The sequence below is a fragment of the Bacillus sp. AFS073361 genome (assembly GCF_002567005.1).
GTDB lineage: Bacteria > Bacillota > Bacilli > Bacillales > Cytobacillaceae > Neobacillus.
This window is the reverse complement of record NZ_NUZU01000218.1, coordinates 12,440-26,818: the sequence shown is the minus strand read 5'-3', so window position 1 is coordinate 26,818 and position 14,379 is coordinate 12,440. Positions and strand designations below refer to the sequence as shown.

Annotated in this window: 21 protein-coding genes and 1 riboswitch; of the genes, 8 read left to right on the top strand and 13 right to left on the bottom strand. The window is 37.3% G+C overall.

The genetic code is table 11. The features are described from left to right. Window position 1: 1 nt before the first annotated feature. On the bottom strand, window positions 2-427 hold the full coding sequence (locus tag COJ96_RS26275; protein ID WP_098576594.1) for a MarR family winged helix-turn-helix transcriptional regulator: 426 nt from the start codon (window positions 425-427) through the stop codon (window positions 2-4). A gap of 169 nt (window positions 428-596) precedes the next feature. Here COJ96_RS26275 and COJ96_RS26270 point away from each other — a divergent pair, with 169 nt between their 5' ends. From COJ96_RS26270 to COJ96_RS26260, 3 genes are all read left to right on the top strand, one after another. Beyond that, window positions 597-1,913: an MDR family MFS transporter gene (locus tag COJ96_RS26270; RefSeq protein ID WP_257148643.1), complete on the top strand. Its 1,317-nt coding sequence runs from the start codon at window positions 597-599 to the stop codon at window positions 1,911-1,913. Between the two features lie 444 nt (window positions 1,914-2,357). Beyond that, a complete protein-coding gene (locus COJ96_RS26265; RefSeq protein WP_098576593.1) occupies window positions 2,358-2,774 on the top strand; it encodes a DUF1284 domain-containing protein in 417 nt (138 codons plus the stop codon). A gap of 126 nt (window positions 2,775-2,900) precedes the next feature. Beyond that, window positions 2,901-3,698, top strand: coding sequence for an HAD family hydrolase (locus tag COJ96_RS26260; RefSeq protein WP_098576592.1), 798 nt, complete (start codon window positions 2,901-2,903; stop codon window positions 3,696-3,698). Window positions 3,699-3,781: 83 nt separating this feature from the next. Here the strand turns inward: COJ96_RS26260 and COJ96_RS26255 are convergent, their stop codons facing one another. From COJ96_RS26255 to COJ96_RS28950, 7 genes are all read right to left on the bottom strand, one after another. Beyond that, complete coding sequence (locus COJ96_RS26255; RefSeq protein ID WP_098576591.1) at window positions 3,782-4,321, bottom strand: VUT family protein; 540 nt, start codon at window positions 4,319-4,321, stop codon at window positions 3,782-3,784. Between the two features lie 26 nt (window positions 4,322-4,347). Further along, window positions 4,348-5,076, bottom strand: a complete 729-nt coding sequence (gene queE / locus COJ96_RS26250; RefSeq protein ID WP_098576590.1) for a 7-carboxy-7-deazaguanine synthase QueE — start codon at window positions 5,074-5,076, stop codon at window positions 4,348-4,350. Next, window positions 5,073-5,549 carry a 6-carboxytetrahydropterin synthase QueD gene (gene queD / locus COJ96_RS26245; protein ID WP_098576589.1) on the bottom strand — a complete coding sequence of 159 codons (477 nt, stop codon included), beginning with the start codon at window positions 5,547-5,549 and terminating at the stop codon, window positions 5,073-5,075. The genes queE and queD overlap by 4 nt, the downstream gene beginning before the upstream one ends. Before the next feature lie 2 nt (window positions 5,550-5,551). Next, the gene (gene queC / locus COJ96_RS26240; protein ID WP_098576612.1) at window positions 5,552-6,205 is read right to left on the bottom strand and encodes a 7-cyano-7-deazaguanine synthase QueC; all 654 of its coding nucleotides are present in this window, start codon (window positions 6,203-6,205) and stop codon (window positions 5,552-5,554) included. Between the two features lie 229 nt (window positions 6,206-6,434). Beyond that, a complete protein-coding gene (locus COJ96_RS26235) occupies window positions 6,435-7,307 on the bottom strand; it encodes a YitT family protein (RefSeq protein ID WP_098576588.1) in 873 nt (290 codons plus the stop codon). Between the two features lie 67 nt (window positions 7,308-7,374). Next, window positions 7,375-7,941 (bottom strand): tyrosine-type recombinase/integrase, encoded by a 567-nt coding sequence (locus tag COJ96_RS26230; RefSeq protein ID WP_098576587.1) that lies wholly within the window; start codon window positions 7,939-7,941, stop codon window positions 7,375-7,377. Between the two features lie 235 nt (window positions 7,942-8,176). Continuing rightward, window positions 8,177-8,350 (bottom strand): hypothetical protein, encoded by a 174-nt coding sequence (locus COJ96_RS28950; protein WP_180230272.1) that lies wholly within the window; start codon window positions 8,348-8,350, stop codon window positions 8,177-8,179. Window positions 8,351-8,572: 222 nt separating this feature from the next. Here COJ96_RS28950 and COJ96_RS26225 point away from each other — a divergent pair, with 222 nt between their 5' ends. The 5 genes from COJ96_RS26225 to COJ96_RS26205 all read left to right on the top strand — a co-directional run bounded on the left by COJ96_RS26225 (window position 8,573) and on the right by COJ96_RS26205 (window position 11,691). After that, window positions 8,573-9,031: a hypothetical protein gene (locus COJ96_RS26225; RefSeq protein WP_098576586.1), complete on the top strand. Its 459-nt coding sequence runs from the start codon at window positions 8,573-8,575 to the stop codon at window positions 9,029-9,031. 162 nt (window positions 9,032-9,193) lie between these two features. Next, on the top strand, window positions 9,194-9,421 hold the full coding sequence (gene acpP, locus COJ96_RS26220; RefSeq protein ID WP_098576585.1) for an acyl carrier protein: 228 nt from the start codon (window positions 9,194-9,196) through the stop codon (window positions 9,419-9,421). 365 nt (window positions 9,422-9,786) lie between these two features. Then, entirely contained in the window at window positions 9,787-10,368 is a 582-nt protein-coding gene (locus tag COJ96_RS26215) for a hypothetical protein (RefSeq protein WP_098576584.1), read from the top strand. A 179-nt stretch (window positions 10,369-10,547) separates the two neighbouring features. Beyond that, a riboswitch (cyclic di-GMP riboswitch) is annotated at window positions 10,548-10,631 on the top strand. A 20-nt stretch (window positions 10,632-10,651) separates the two neighbouring features. Then, the gene (locus COJ96_RS26210) at window positions 10,652-10,843 is read left to right on the top strand and encodes a hypothetical protein (RefSeq protein WP_098576583.1); all 192 of its coding nucleotides are present in this window, start codon (window positions 10,652-10,654) and stop codon (window positions 10,841-10,843) included. A gap of 221 nt (window positions 10,844-11,064) precedes the next feature. Continuing rightward, window positions 11,065-11,691: a metal-dependent hydrolase gene (locus COJ96_RS26205; protein WP_098576582.1), complete on the top strand. Its 627-nt coding sequence runs from the start codon at window positions 11,065-11,067 to the stop codon at window positions 11,689-11,691. Between the two features lie 121 nt (window positions 11,692-11,812). On the opposite strand, the gene COJ96_RS26200 is transcribed toward COJ96_RS26205, so the two are convergent. The 5 genes from COJ96_RS26200 to spxA form a co-directional block, all read right to left on the bottom strand. Next, window positions 11,813-12,256, bottom strand: coding sequence for a DinB family protein (locus tag COJ96_RS26200; RefSeq protein ID WP_257148648.1), 444 nt, complete (start codon window positions 12,254-12,256; stop codon window positions 11,813-11,815). Between the two features lie 447 nt (window positions 12,257-12,703). Continuing rightward, entirely contained in the window at window positions 12,704-13,045 is a 342-nt protein-coding gene (locus COJ96_RS26195) for an IDEAL domain-containing protein (protein WP_098576581.1), read from the bottom strand. A gap of 110 nt (window positions 13,046-13,155) precedes the next feature. Next, a complete protein-coding gene (locus COJ96_RS26190) occupies window positions 13,156-13,569 on the bottom strand; it encodes an RrF2 family transcriptional regulator (protein ID WP_098576580.1) in 414 nt (137 codons plus the stop codon). Window positions 13,570-13,684: 115 nt separating this feature from the next. Continuing rightward, complete coding sequence (locus COJ96_RS26185; RefSeq protein WP_098576579.1) at window positions 13,685-13,819, bottom strand: BA3454 family stress response protein; 135 nt, start codon at window positions 13,817-13,819, stop codon at window positions 13,685-13,687. A 51-nt stretch (window positions 13,820-13,870) separates the two neighbouring features. Continuing rightward, on the bottom strand, window positions 13,871-14,266 hold the full coding sequence (gene spxA / locus COJ96_RS26180) for a transcriptional regulator SpxA (protein ID WP_098576611.1): 396 nt from the start codon (window positions 14,264-14,266) through the stop codon (window positions 13,871-13,873). Window positions 14,267-14,379: the final 113 nt, after the last annotated feature.

The window sequence follows — 14,379 nt, the reverse complement described above, 5'->3', positions numbered from 1 at the left end:
TTTATTTCAAATGATCAACGAGCCGATTGAGTAATTCACTTAAAACCACTATCTCTTGATCATTGTATATATGATAAGACTGGGCATTAAAATCATTCCGTAACGATTTCAATTGCTCATACACACGAATCCCTTCCTCTGTTATTTTTACTCGTGTACGTCTTTTATCTTCAGGGTCTTGGAAAAGCGTAACTAAATTGGATTGCTGCAGACGATTGATCATCCCGGTCATATTTTGTTTCGTTACAAGCAATTCTTCTTTAAGGTCCCCAATGGATATTTCTCCCCTATTTATGATCGTCCTTAGAATCACCCATTGCTGTATGCTGCTCAGTCCAACTTCAGCGACCATCTTAGCTCCATGTCTGCTTAGGAGATTAGATAATCTAAAGATATCTAACGTTATATTCGTTTTTACTTCTTCCATACAAACCTCCGCGTCTATTTATTATTGATTATACTAAATCAGTGAATTAATATAGTCAAGTTGTTGACTATATTACAAAGGTAACTTAAACTAATTTAGTCAACAACTTGACAAAGTTAAGAAATTTTCTATTTTTTTATTTCATTTTTTTAAATAAAGGAGACAAAACATGTCAAAATCAACGACAAATCGTAAAATGGTTACGGTTGCGATGCTGGTTGCGATCCTATTAGTCGCCATTGACGTCACGGTTGTCAGTACCGCCATGCCTCAAATTGTCAGTGACCTCAGCGGCTTAAAATTAATCAGCTGGGTATTTGCCATCTACACACTTACCACTTCTGTAACGACGCCTATTTACGGGAAATTGGCTGATTTATTCGGCCGAAAAAAAGTTTTTATCTTTGGGGTTATTTTGTTTGTGGTCGGCTCGATGTTGTCGGGAGCTGCCCAAACGATGAATCAATTAATTTGGTTCCGTGCTTTTCAAGGAATTGGTGCTGGTGCGGTTATGCCGTTAACCTTTACAATTATTGGTGACCTTTTTCCCGGTGAACAACGAGCCAAAATGCAGGGAGTCTTTAGTTCGGTTTGGGGAATCGCCGGTCTTCTTGGACCATTGGTAGGCGGATTCTTTGTGGACCAAATCAGTTGGCGTTGGATTTTCTATATAAATTTGCCGATCGGTTTAGTCTCGCTCGTGTTAATCACCGTGTTCTTCCACGAAACCGTTGAATTGAAAAAGGACCGTAAAATTGATTATTTAGGAGCTATCACTTTTACCATCGGGATATCCACTTTATTATATGCACTATTAAATGCGGGTCCGGGACAAAAATATGCATGGAACTCAACGATTCTTGGCCACAGTGCGACGAGCTCAGGACTGACACTTATGCCAATGTCAATTGCCTGGCCTTTAGGTGCAACTTTTGCCGGTCGGTATATGTATAAAATTGGCTCAAAGTTTACAGCCATTCTTGGTGCTGTTTTGATTGCCCTAGGTGGAACATGGCTGCTTGCTGTGGAACTTGACTCTCCGTATTGGTATTTTGTAGGAATTATGATTGTGATCGGTCTGGGCATGGGTTACGCGACCACCCCAACCACCGTTCTCGTTCAATCAGCGGTTGGCTGGCAAATGCGTGGAGCCGCAACCGCATCAAACAGCTTTACTAAGTCCATTGGCCAAACGGTTGGGGTTGCTATATTTGGAACTATTTTTAACAACTCATTGATTACGTTTGGAAAAGAACATGCAGGGGGAAGTTGGAGTGGAGGAGACAATATTAGTAATCTCTTAAGCTCAGACACCCTTCATCAGCTGCCTGCGAACGTTATGACGATGATCCAGGAGGCGCTCGCCCATGGGATGCACCTTGTATTTATCCTCGTGTTTTTTATTGGGATCGCAAACCTCCTTTGTACTCTCTTCCTTCCTTCACACAAGAAGGTAATGGAACATCAAAAGCAAGTCCAACATTAAACGTGAAGAGCCGCCAATTTGGCGGCTTTTCCTTCTTACATAGGCAAAATATGCTTTAACACCCCTTCTTTCGGTGAAATGTAATCCATGTTTTACCTCCTAATAAAAATCCATGCAATAAAAGGAACAATCACCACATACAATGCAGAAATAAACCAGTTGTTTGTGTAATAAATCCGCTAAAAATTAAGGAACCTACTTTAGTCCATGAAGGTATTTTAAAATATATTTTTATGAAAAAACAGTCGCACGCAAACAGAAAAGAGAATCCCTCGAACAAAATTTATAAAACCAGCACACACATTTATGTGTATAGAATTTTTTACTCCCCTAAATGAAACAAAAAAGGGTCCAATTGTTTAAGTATGATATGGTATGATGAAAAAAAAGCAATGTTAACTCGACGTTTTTTATAGTTAACATCTATAAACTAGGAGGAGAAAGATGTTTAAACTACGAGGCCATCATCTTTTTTGCCTGTTGGGCTATCGGGGAATGGGCTATTCAGAAGAATACGTAAAAAATATGACTCGATTGCATCAAACCTTGAGAAATAACCCAAAGACGTTAATTCATATTGTTAAGGGTCCCGATCAGTTGTGTGAAAAATACCCCAACTCTGGTCAATACCACTGCCAGGACGAAAATATTTATGAAAGAGATCAGGCAATTTTAGAGAAAATAGGGCTTAAAGTCGGAGAAATTCTGAATTGGGAAGACGTTGAATCATGCATCAGAAAGTTTGTTGTCCCCTCCGATATTCAAATTGTGTGTAAAACTTGTTCCTGGCGTTCCTTTGGAGTTTGTGAGGAAGGTATTCAAGAGATTCATGAATGGAAGGGTTTAAGGAAGGTTACATAAGCCCATCCGCCTTTAGATTCATCATTTGCCTCCACTTAAACTTAATTTAATCTATACACTGAGTTTACAAGACTTTAATATTCAGATGTTAAGATTGGATTAACAACAAATGAGGAGGCAGTATATATGAATATGCGTGCAATGTTTATTGATATGGATGGTACACTATTAAAAGCCTCAAATAACATTTCCACCCGAAATATGGAAGCCGTTAATACGCTCATGAATCAGGGGGTCAAGGTGTTTCTGGCTACTGGTCGACACTATGAAGTAACTGCTCCTTACCATAAAGAACTTGGATTACGAACACCGATGATTTGTTTGAATGGTGCCGCTATTCACGATGCAGATTCAGGAAAAACAATACAAATGAAAACCGTCCGACTGAACGATGAACGATTCCACCATGTGACAGCTGAAAGTGCTTGGAATGTTATTATCCATACAGCAAATGGTGTTTATTGCAAGAAGACAAATGAAGAAATTGATTATTGGACACAAGTGGGGCGGATTCCGCCACATTATATTGGAGATTTAAGACAGGCAAATTATCAAGATGTACTTAAATATAGTGTTCGAACAGGTACACCTTGTCCAAACATTTCCGCTTTGTTTAACAAGGAAGCAGAAGTCATCAATTGGAATGACGGGTTTGAATTGCTTGCACCTAATGTTTCGAAATGGTCTGCTTTAAAAAGCCTCCTTCGTGAATATCGAATCAGTCCAAATGAAGTTGTCGCTATTGGAGACGGACCCAATGATATCGAGATGCTTCGTCATGTAGGTACTGGTGTAGCCATGGGGAACGCAAGTGAAAAGGTTAAAGCGGCGGCTGATTTTATTACAGGACACCACGAAAATGATGGATTAGCTCAGTTTATCGAACAATATCTTCTTAAATCAAAACAATCCTATGCGATCTAAAGTTGTTTTATATCTACTATAAATTGCAGCGATTATCAAAAAGCTCCAAACCGATTGAACATGGTTTGGAGCTTTATTTTACATTATTTTGACAGTGCATGTTTAGTCATTGAGTTAGTTACCTGGCTTAAAATTACTGCTGCGATTCCCTGGATGATCGATTTCACGATGACTTGCCCAAGAATAGCTGCTGGCACGGCTTCCCATGGTAAGAAGTTGGCTCCAAGCGGGCTAAGGCCAATGATGACGAAGATCACCGAATCCAATAAGCCCCCGACGACTCCACTATAAAAAACTCTCCAGCTCATCGGCAGTTTCAATCTTGTATAAATCTCTGTATCTGTTGTTTCTGCCACGGCAAACGAGAGAGCCGAAGCTAAGACGATAATCAGTGTATCCCCTAAAATGAATGATACAACCGCAGAAAGGAATAAAGCTGTTCCTATGAAAATATAAGTCTTCTTTCTGCCATATTTATTTTGAACCAAGTCTCGAAAGATAAACGTGGCTCCGATAAATAAGGTACCCATAGGGACAATAAATACCCCCATCTGCAATGGGGCAAAAGCTGCCGTAACCACGTTCGCCGTTACGATGGAAATTAAATATATTATGATTCTCATTCTATCCCTACTCTCTTTCTAACCTCTTACACGCCTCGCTTATTTCCCCAAAGCAAGGCATGCAATTGCGGCAATACTTTAACATCATTCAACGCTGGGTCTAAAACCACACAATCAACTAACCACTCATATTTATTCAGAAGTTTTTGAATCAATTCATTGTTATTCATATTCGTAATATCATCATTACCAACCTGAAGGTAAAAAGGAATCTCTGGGTAACGATGATGAACCTTTTTCGCATATTCAAGATCGTTTTCATCAAAGATGACGACTTTCAAACTCACTTGATGTTTAAAATCATTGTCGTTTAAATTTTGAAAAATAGAATCTAAGATTTCAAAATTGGTGATCATATTGGAACTTGGCGGTTTCGGTGAAATCGTTAGTTCATCAACGTTTAAGAACCAGTCTTGCCATCTGCTCCCTTGTGTTTCGATCCCAATCTTGATGTCTTTTTCTTTTAATAAATCAATAAACACATCTAAATTTTTAAGAAGTGCCGGATTTCCCCCAGAGATTGTCACAAATGAGAAATTATCGCCGCCGACTCTTTTTAGTTCAACCCATATTTCTTCAGCAGTCATTTGCTGGATATCCTCTTTTGCGCTGCCATCCCATGTAAAGGCAGAATCACACCAGCTGCAAGAATAATCACAGCCGGCGGTCCGAACGAACATTGTTTTTTGACCAATGACCATCCCTTCTCCTTGGATGGTTGGGCCAAAGATTTCTAGAACAGGAATCTTGCTCATTCCTCCATCCACTCCCTTCTAGCTTCTGCATAGCTGGTCGGAGTTTCAAAGAGACGGACAAATTCCACTCTTGCTCCATGATATTGTTCCATCCGCTCTTCTGTATCTAATGCTTCCTTCATTTTCTCATAAATCCAAACCACCATATTTTCTGCGGTTGTATTCATGTATGGTAAGGTTTCATTCAAGTATTGATGATCAAGGAATATTTCAATTTCATTTTTCCAAATCTCTTTAATATCACCGAAGTCAATCATTAAGCCGCGTTCATCAACAAATCCGCTGATTCCGAAAATAACGTGGTATGTGTGGCCGTGCAAATTTTTGCATTTCCCTTCATAACAATGCAAGTGATGCGAAGCATCGAAGGTGAATTCTTTGCTTACAAGTACACGTTTATGATGATATTTTAATTGATGTGGATGAATGTCCTCATTTATTTTTTGAAGTTTATCAACGATTCGAAAACCCATCGCTAAAACCTCCCATTTAAAAAGTCTTCAAGCCCTCTTTTTCGTAACACACAGGCTGGGCATTCGCCGCATCCATCCGCAATCACACCGTTGTAGCAAGTTAATGTTTTTTCACGAACAAACTCTAATGCGCCCAATTCATCCGCTAGTGCCCATGTTTGTGCTTTGTTGATCCACATTAACGGGGTATGAATGACAAAGTTATCGTCCATCGAAAGATTTAACGTAACATTCAATGATTTAATAAAAATATCACGGCAGTCCGGGTAACCGCTGAAATCTGTTTCACATACACCTGTGACTAAATGCTTCGCTCCCACTTGACGAGCTAAAACACCTGCAAAAGTTAGGAATAATAGGTTCCGACCTGGCACAAATGTGGAGGGAAGTTCCCCTTCACCGCCATCAGTCACTTCAATATCTGAACGCGTTAACGCATTAGGGGCTAATTGATTTAGTAAGGCCATATCTAAAATATGGTGTTTTACACCAAGCTCATTGGCTATATTTTTGGCACATTCAATTTCTAAACTATGCCTTTGATTGTAATCAAACGTAACGACTTCTACTTCTTTAAATTGTTTTAATGCCCAAAATAAACAAGTGGTGCTGTCTTGTCCACCACTAAATACAACAATGGCCTTCTCATTTTTCAACATTTCTTTCTATACTTCCTTTCAAATAGAAAAAACAGTACCCCAAGATAGAAGTACTGCTTCATCTTAGTTTTTTTAATGAGGGGGGCTAGAACCTCGTTTGCATACATGCAATGATATATTAATTTCTATGACTAAATGATTATAAACTATTATCTTAATTTTTTCACCTATTTATCGACAAATTGTGCATTCTTTTCTTTTCAAGGTTCTGATCTCGCCCATTCAGCTAATGAATGTTGTGCTTTCTGAAATTACCGCCCTTCACCTCTGCTACATCATAAACGGTAACAAAGGATTTTGGATCCAGTTCATTGATGATTTCTTTTAATTTTGTTTCTTCTAAGCGGTTAATGACACAGGTGATTTCTTTAAATTTTTCATGGGAAAAACCGCCATAAGCTTCTTTATACGTTGCACTTCGGCCTAAACGATCACAGATGGTCTCCACCATTATTTCAGGCTGGGTGGTGATAATATTGAAGGTTTTAGAACCGCTTAACCCTTCTTCCACAATGTGAATCACTTTCGAAGCAATAAAGTAAGCAATGGCCGATAGAATCGCCCCTTGTAAACCAAATGCGATGCCAACAAAAATAAATACAAATATGTTTAAGAATAGAATGAGGTCACTGGTACCAAACGGTAATTTTCGAGATAGGAGGACGGCCAGCATATCAATTCCATCCAATGCACCGCCATTCCTTAAGGCTAACCCCATCCCAAATCCAAGGATAATACCGCCAACCACTGTCACTAACAATGTATCTCCCTCAATAATAGCAGGCGTATGGTGCAAGAGACTGGTTCCAACCGCTAGGGAAGCAATCCCGATAATCGAAAATAACGCGAAACTTTTTCCAATTTGCTTATATCCCAACCAGATAAAGGGAATGTTGATCACAGCAATGAGAACACCCAATGGTAAATCAAATAGTTCTGATCCAACGATACTAAGACCCGTCACTCCTCCATCTGATACGTGGTTAGGAATAAGAACCGTTTCTAGTCCATAGGCAGCAATTAATCCCCCGATAACGACCATTAATCCGCGCAGAATAAATTTTAGTTTATTAGTTTTATGTATTTTGTTTGTAGTCATATATTTCCTCTCTTCCCTTTACTTTTCAACTGTATCTCTGACTTTTTCTCCAATAGATTTTTTCTACTCATAAATTTACATCGATCTGAGTGGTAATCAGGTCTTCTTTTGTTATTCCTAAAAATTTAAGTGTCTCCGATGGTGTGGAATGGTTAAAGTGTTTTTGTAAGAGTGCAATCGAGACACCTTGTTTAAAGGCATGATATCCGAAGGTCTTTGCTAGTGAATTCGTCCCGATTTTTCCTTCAATACCTACCTTAACAGCTGCATCATGGATGATTCGATAGGCCTGTTGTCGTGTAATCGGTTGTTTAAATTTACGAGATTGGAATAAATAAATTTGTTGTTCACTGTTGACCTGGTCTAAGTAAGAATTTACCGCTTCTTTCACTCTTTTGTTTAAATAAACCGACTTCCTCTTTTCACTCTCCAGTTCAGAGTAATGATAAAAATCCTTCATTTCCCCATCCCCATTAAAAAGTTCCTTTACCTTAATCAGTAGCAGTTCAGATATTCTAAGCCCTGTATTTATTCCAACAACAAATAATAAATAATCCCTATATGAATGTTCCATAAGGTAATTTTTCATGGCATTTATTTGTTCTAAGTCTCTAAGTGCATCCACTGTTTCCAACGAATCATTACTCTCCTTCAATGTTACATAACTAAATTATAATATATGTTTGAGTAACATTCAAATATTCTGCCTAAGAATTATGATTTATATATCATAGGAAAATAGATGTACAAGTATACTAGCCCCTAAAAAAACGAGAAAAAGGCCTTAGCCCCTGTTATATAGAGCTAAAGCCATATACTTATGATGATCATTTTCAAGCAGCACGTAATTATAAACACTTAGTATGTAATTAATGATGGTCCAAAAATTTAGTAACTGACCGAGCAGACCGAATAAGAATTGGCCCAATTAATTCCACTAAATCCAAAGAGATATCAAGGACTTCCCACCAAATGGATTCCTTCCCTTCTTCTTTCCTCTTGTCTCTTCGGGCCTTTCTTTTCTCTTTAAATGTATTCACCATACTCTCTCCCCTCTTACCATTATTATACAATTATCTTTTCGATTTATTAACAGTTAACATACGTTTTGCAACTAAAAGTACTTCCTTTTGTTTCACAATTTAGAATACACATCTCGTGCCAACCCAAATGAGGATAGAAATCTCAAGTTACACAATTGTACAAGCATTTCTTACAATCTCTAATATCCTATATTAGTAGATTAAAAAGGTGGTGATTTAATAATGTCTGATCGAAATAGGCAAGATTCTTCAGCAGCTTATGGCTATTTTGCATTCGTAGGAACCGAGCCGATTTTAGTAAATCCCCAGGAAAATATACGATTTAATCAACATGGTTCATTAAAAAATATACGATTTTCCACGAATCGCAGTACAATAAAAGTTTTGAAATCGGGAGACTATAAGATCGAATATACATTACTCATAGATGGACCTGCTTCCACTTCTGTATATGGTATTTTCTTAGGCGATTCTTCTGAGCCAGAAAATCTCACAAAGTTTGGCATAACAAGGCAAGTGAATAATGCGACTCTCATGCTTATAGGACAAGCAATTATCCATGTTTCCAAAAAATCCACCATTGAGCTAAGAAATATTGGTACGACCACAGATACACTTTTACCGGTTTTAGGGGGACAAGGTATAAATGCCGCATCACTATCCATTGTGAAACTTAGCTGATAATTGGTGTTTCCTTTGACAGCCGATCCATTGGAAGTTATTCCATACGAATTGTTTCCTACTCATTCGTCACATGTCCGCCGGAATTGGCAATACTTTTATGTTTTACACTTAGAATATGATTGTTATAATGGTGCCTATGTATACTTAGGAGGATACCCAATGACCATATTTGAAAAGTTAAAGCCGATTATTGCCGATCAACTCGGTGTGAAAATGGAGAATATCAAATTAGAGGCATCTTTTAAAGACGACTTCGAAGCAGACTCGCTTGATATGGTGAACTTGACGATGGAAATTGAAGATGAATTCGCGATTGAAATTAGTGAAAAAACTGCAGCAACGCTCCAAACGGTCGGTGATGTTGTAAAATATATTGAAAACCGTTAAAAAATAGAAAAGGCGGATCGCCCATTTTAATCGGACACCTGAACCTAGGTGAACGTTGGCAGAAAGCATCCGCCAATACTCTATCAAATTTCAACAGCCATGCTGCGTTAATAAAAAAGCGTTCTACATATGAAGAAACGCACCTAGGTTACAAGAGAAAACGAGACCCATAATGGCAATTCCAAACTGAATGAGACGCGATAACATTGATACTCCCTCATACCCATAATCCTACAGCCACCCCCATTATACCATTAAATTCCAATTAAAATCCCTTTATATTAAATCTATGTCTTAGACAGCGTGTAGTTTATCATATAATTGACTTAGTACTTAAAAATTATTTTCAATTAGGGGAGATTGGGATGAATAAAAAAATTTTAATAGCTGTACTCTGTATAGGGTTAGGTGCGGTAATTTATTTTTTGTCATCACGGCCAACAAAACCTGCAATTCCTGCTAAACTTAATATTCCTACTACCTCCTTGGAAGAAAGTATCTGTGAAAAAGTAACAGCACAATTTGGAGATTGCCAAAAAATTCTTTTGTTTGATGCTCATTCTAATTTAGTTTTTGCCGAGAACAGTTCTGGAATCTCGCCTGTGCTTACAAATAAAGAGTTTACTAAATTTAAACAATTCATTTTTCCAATGATGGATTTCCAGGAGTTCAAGGAAGAGAAAGTCGAGAGAGGACCAATAGACTGGCGGGCTAAAAATCATATCCAAAAAGATTTGTCGGTTATATATGGTTTTGCAGAAGACGAGGCGAAAACCATTGTAATAAATAGTGAAGGCAACATCCAGCCAAACAGGTTTTTGGTTCGTGATCACTTATGGGTTTGGTATGCTGTTTTTCAGAAAGATAAAGTTACATTGCCAGTAAAGGTAACAGTTTATAATGCAGAAGGTCAAATTATTTTCGGAGGAAATGGAAAGAAGGAATAAAGCTTAACTCCCCCACCCTACCCGAAATGAATCACGAACCCCGGCAGGGAATTGAATGCAAAATGTATTTTATTCTCTTATCACTGGATTTTATCATTATTTGTCGTATTTTTTCGAATTATTTATATTCGTTTCTTGTATTTTTTATAGTACTATTAATCTAGTTCTTTAATACCAAAACTAGATAAAGGCAAACCTTTCGAAAGAATGGGACGCAAAGTTACAGGTCTAAGGTTCTATACTATGATGGCTGTGCTGCCTCAATTAAGAGGAGAGAAAATGTATGCAATTAGATTCAAACTATCCACCATATTTTGATGGGAGAAATTTAGACCAAATAATAGCAAAAATTCAAGAAAATCAAGAAAAGTGCCACACGGTAGTTGTCAAACCAGAAATTCCAAAGGGAGAAGTAGTACAATTTCGTTATCCGCACCCGCTAGACGGACTATTTTTAAATCTTTCTGGCAATTAATAATGTCGATTCATAATGATCAAAAAAGAAGTTTGCAAAAAACACGTTGAGTTGCACAGCGTGTTTTTTGTTATTTTAACTACCATTACTTCTGCTGATGTTAATTATCCATAAAGTTTACTTAAAATCTACAAATCTCTAAACAGAACAAATGTTTCGTTGTACAATAGTTATGTCAGATTTGATTTTCTACATAAATAATTTATAGAGGTGGAATTTAATTGAATGGTACATCACACGCAGTAATTGGGGCAGCAACTGGATTTATTGTTGCGAATACATTTCATACTTCTCCTTCTGCGACACTTTTGTTTGTAGGATTAGGAAGCGTCTCAGGATTAATGCCTGATCTTGATATTGACGGGAAGCTTCGTGAAAAAATTACTTTGTCGCATAAGGTGATTCGACTTTCTGCGATGATCATTGGAATGATTATGATTCTATATAGTTTCTTTGAAAAAACAATGGTAGATAGATGTCTGGGGATTGGAATCGGCTGTTTGATCGTCTTGGTTGCATCCTTCATTAAGCAAAGACATATGTTAACCATCACAGGAATTGCCGTCCTGGCGGGCGGATTCTCTTTAGGGGAACTATGGTTAATTCTGCTAGGGATTTATATAGTCATTGCCTCCTTTACTTCTCATCGCAGCTATACTCATTCGGTTTTAGGCACTGTGTTCTTTGGGATTATTGCTTCCAACTTCCAAGCTTCAATCGGGATTGATGGTGTTTTCTATTCGTGTTTGGCTGGTTACATCAGTCATTTAATAGCAGATTTAAAAATCCTGCCATTTAATAAACGGGGCGTTAAGCTGTTCTTACCACTGTCTTCCAAGGAACTATGAAATATCTGTGAAAGATTAATAAACACTATCTGGATTGTTTGGAGGAAATGGAACTTTCACAAACTTATTCAACAAAAAAGGCAATGTCCATTATACATCGCCCAATTACGTCTAGAAAATATTAATCTTCTGTTCCTAAAACATCTGTATTTGGGGGCTCATAACCCATTTGACGGAGCATGGCTACTATTTGTCCCTTATGATGAAACTCGTGTGTTATAGTGTGCATTAGCAATTTACCGGGAGTAATAGTTACTAGTTCAGATGCTTCTCTCCAAGGGATTTCTCTTTCAATTGGCACGTTTAATTTATGTCCATGTTGTTCAATTAATTCATTTACCATTGAATCTACTTGATCAAATCGTGATATTATTTCCTCTAAACTGAGATTATGTAATTTTTCCCTTGGAGTAAGTGGTTTATTTGTCTTCAGCAAAACAAATGAGCCAAGCCATGCAACATAGCAATCTGCTATATGAACCAATGTGTCTCTTACACTTTGCCAACCAAAACCATTTGTTTGTGTAAAATGATTAGAATCTACTTTCCCACAAAAATCTAACAGTGTTCCTCTCGTCTGTCAAACCCATCCATATTCGTGTTGAAGCATCCAAACACCCACCTTAACATTTATAGAACATGTTCTATAAATGTTAGAAAAAACCTTTCTATTAGGAAAAAAACTCCTGTAAATAAGTTATAAAGTGCCTATATTTCTTTATCAAGTTTTACCAAATATTTTAAATCAAAATGGAATTTGAGAGATCCAATTTGATTTTGCAAAAGATGGGGGATCGATTTTAATGAAGCATGGTTGGATGGAGGAACCGCCTTCATCTATTGACCGCTCAATATCCTCCCATACTAAATAACATTAAATAAAAGGTAAGGAGATATGCGGACACTAAGTTCTTTTATATCACTTTACCTTCGTTATGGATATAGTTTATCCGTATTTGATTTTCCTGATTTATTGTCCTCTTTTCAAACCTGCCCTGAATCTCAGTAAGACTTAATGTACTCCATTTGCAAGCTGCTTCATTGCGTTTAACTCTGAAGAAAGCGCCAAAAACCATTCCTTATCTCCCGTTGATAAAGCCAGATCGAGGAGAAATTCAATTTGTGCCTTATTGGTTACATTTGAAACGGGCAGTTTTTTCACCCGTTTACTTAGAATAGGGATGGTTTTTCCAATTGCTTGCTTATTGTCACTCGTAACAACGGTTACTTTCACAACACCTTCTAGACCTTCCGGTGAAAGTGAATCAATATAACCAATAATTAATTCACCCTCCCGGGATTCTGCCTTAATCCAATCACCCGTTTTTAGATTTGTATTATTATAGAAGAACATCGATTTTCACCTTCTTGTTTTTTTCGTTTAATACCAGGATATGCATCGTAAATTAATCTGTAATCTTTTTTATTACATTTCCATTAAAGAAAAATTCAACCAATTATCGGTCACTGGCGCTTTTTAACAAGATCCACGACTTCTTTGATTGTATAGTCCCTTAAATATTCTCCCATGTGTTCTTCTACACCAAAGAAAATGCTGCATAAGACTTTTTGCATATTTGCCCCGACAATACATTTTTCATTGGATTCAGGACATTTGGGCTGCAGAGCCCCTTCAGAGGTGATCTTATAGATATCCCAAAGATTTACTTCACTTAAGTCAAGCACAAAAAGAAATCCTCCGCCCGTTCCTTCTTTGGATTTAATAAATCCATGTTTTTTCAATAAACTTAGAACTTTTCGAATGCGAACCGGATGGACGCCAGTACTTTCAGAGATCGCATCACTAGTGGACATGCGGTCCGTCTGTAACGCAAGAAATGTTAAACTGTGAATGGCAAGAGTAAAATCACTATTCATTAGCTTGCCTCCTAAGACAAAAAACTTCTCATCTATTTTAAAAGTTCATAACTTACTGTAATAATAAACATTACAGATTAGCTAGTCAAGCATATCGTTAACTATGTCTATTACATTAAACATCCCATTGCTTTTTTACTTGTTCTTCAGCAATCTGTTTAATTTTTTCCCAGGTCATCTCTTTTTCCACTATGACATTGGTATGGTAATTTCGATCTTTATATAATACTTTTACGAATACTTCAATCATCTGTTGTTCCTCCTTTTGTAAATTTTACTTGTAAAGACCATGCTTTTTGCCTTAATTTGCTTCTTTCTGCAATTCGTTATACAAATAGTTTCGAATTCTCCGCGGAAGGAAACTCCGAATTTCATCTTCGTTATAGCCCACTTGTAATCTTTTTTCGTCCATGATAATTGGCCGGCGTACCATTTTGGGATGTTCGATGATTAATTTATACAATTGATTAAGCGGAAGTGTATCAATATCTACCTTTAAATCTTGGTACGCCTTTGAATTCGTTGAAATAATTTCACTCGTCCCCTCTTCTGTCATCCGAAGAATCGATTTAATTTCATCGATTGTAAGAGGATGAGATAGGATGTTTCTTTCTATATAGTCTATTTGATGTTCCTCAAGCCAAGCTTTTGCTTTTCGGCAAGACCCACAGCTTGGTGTCGTAAACAAAGTTACCATCGCCATACACACTCCTTAGTAATATTCTGCCCAACATATTAAATGTAACAAAAACCATTACAGTTATCATACTGTAAATATAATCGTTACAGTTCATTTTGTCAATGGGTGTT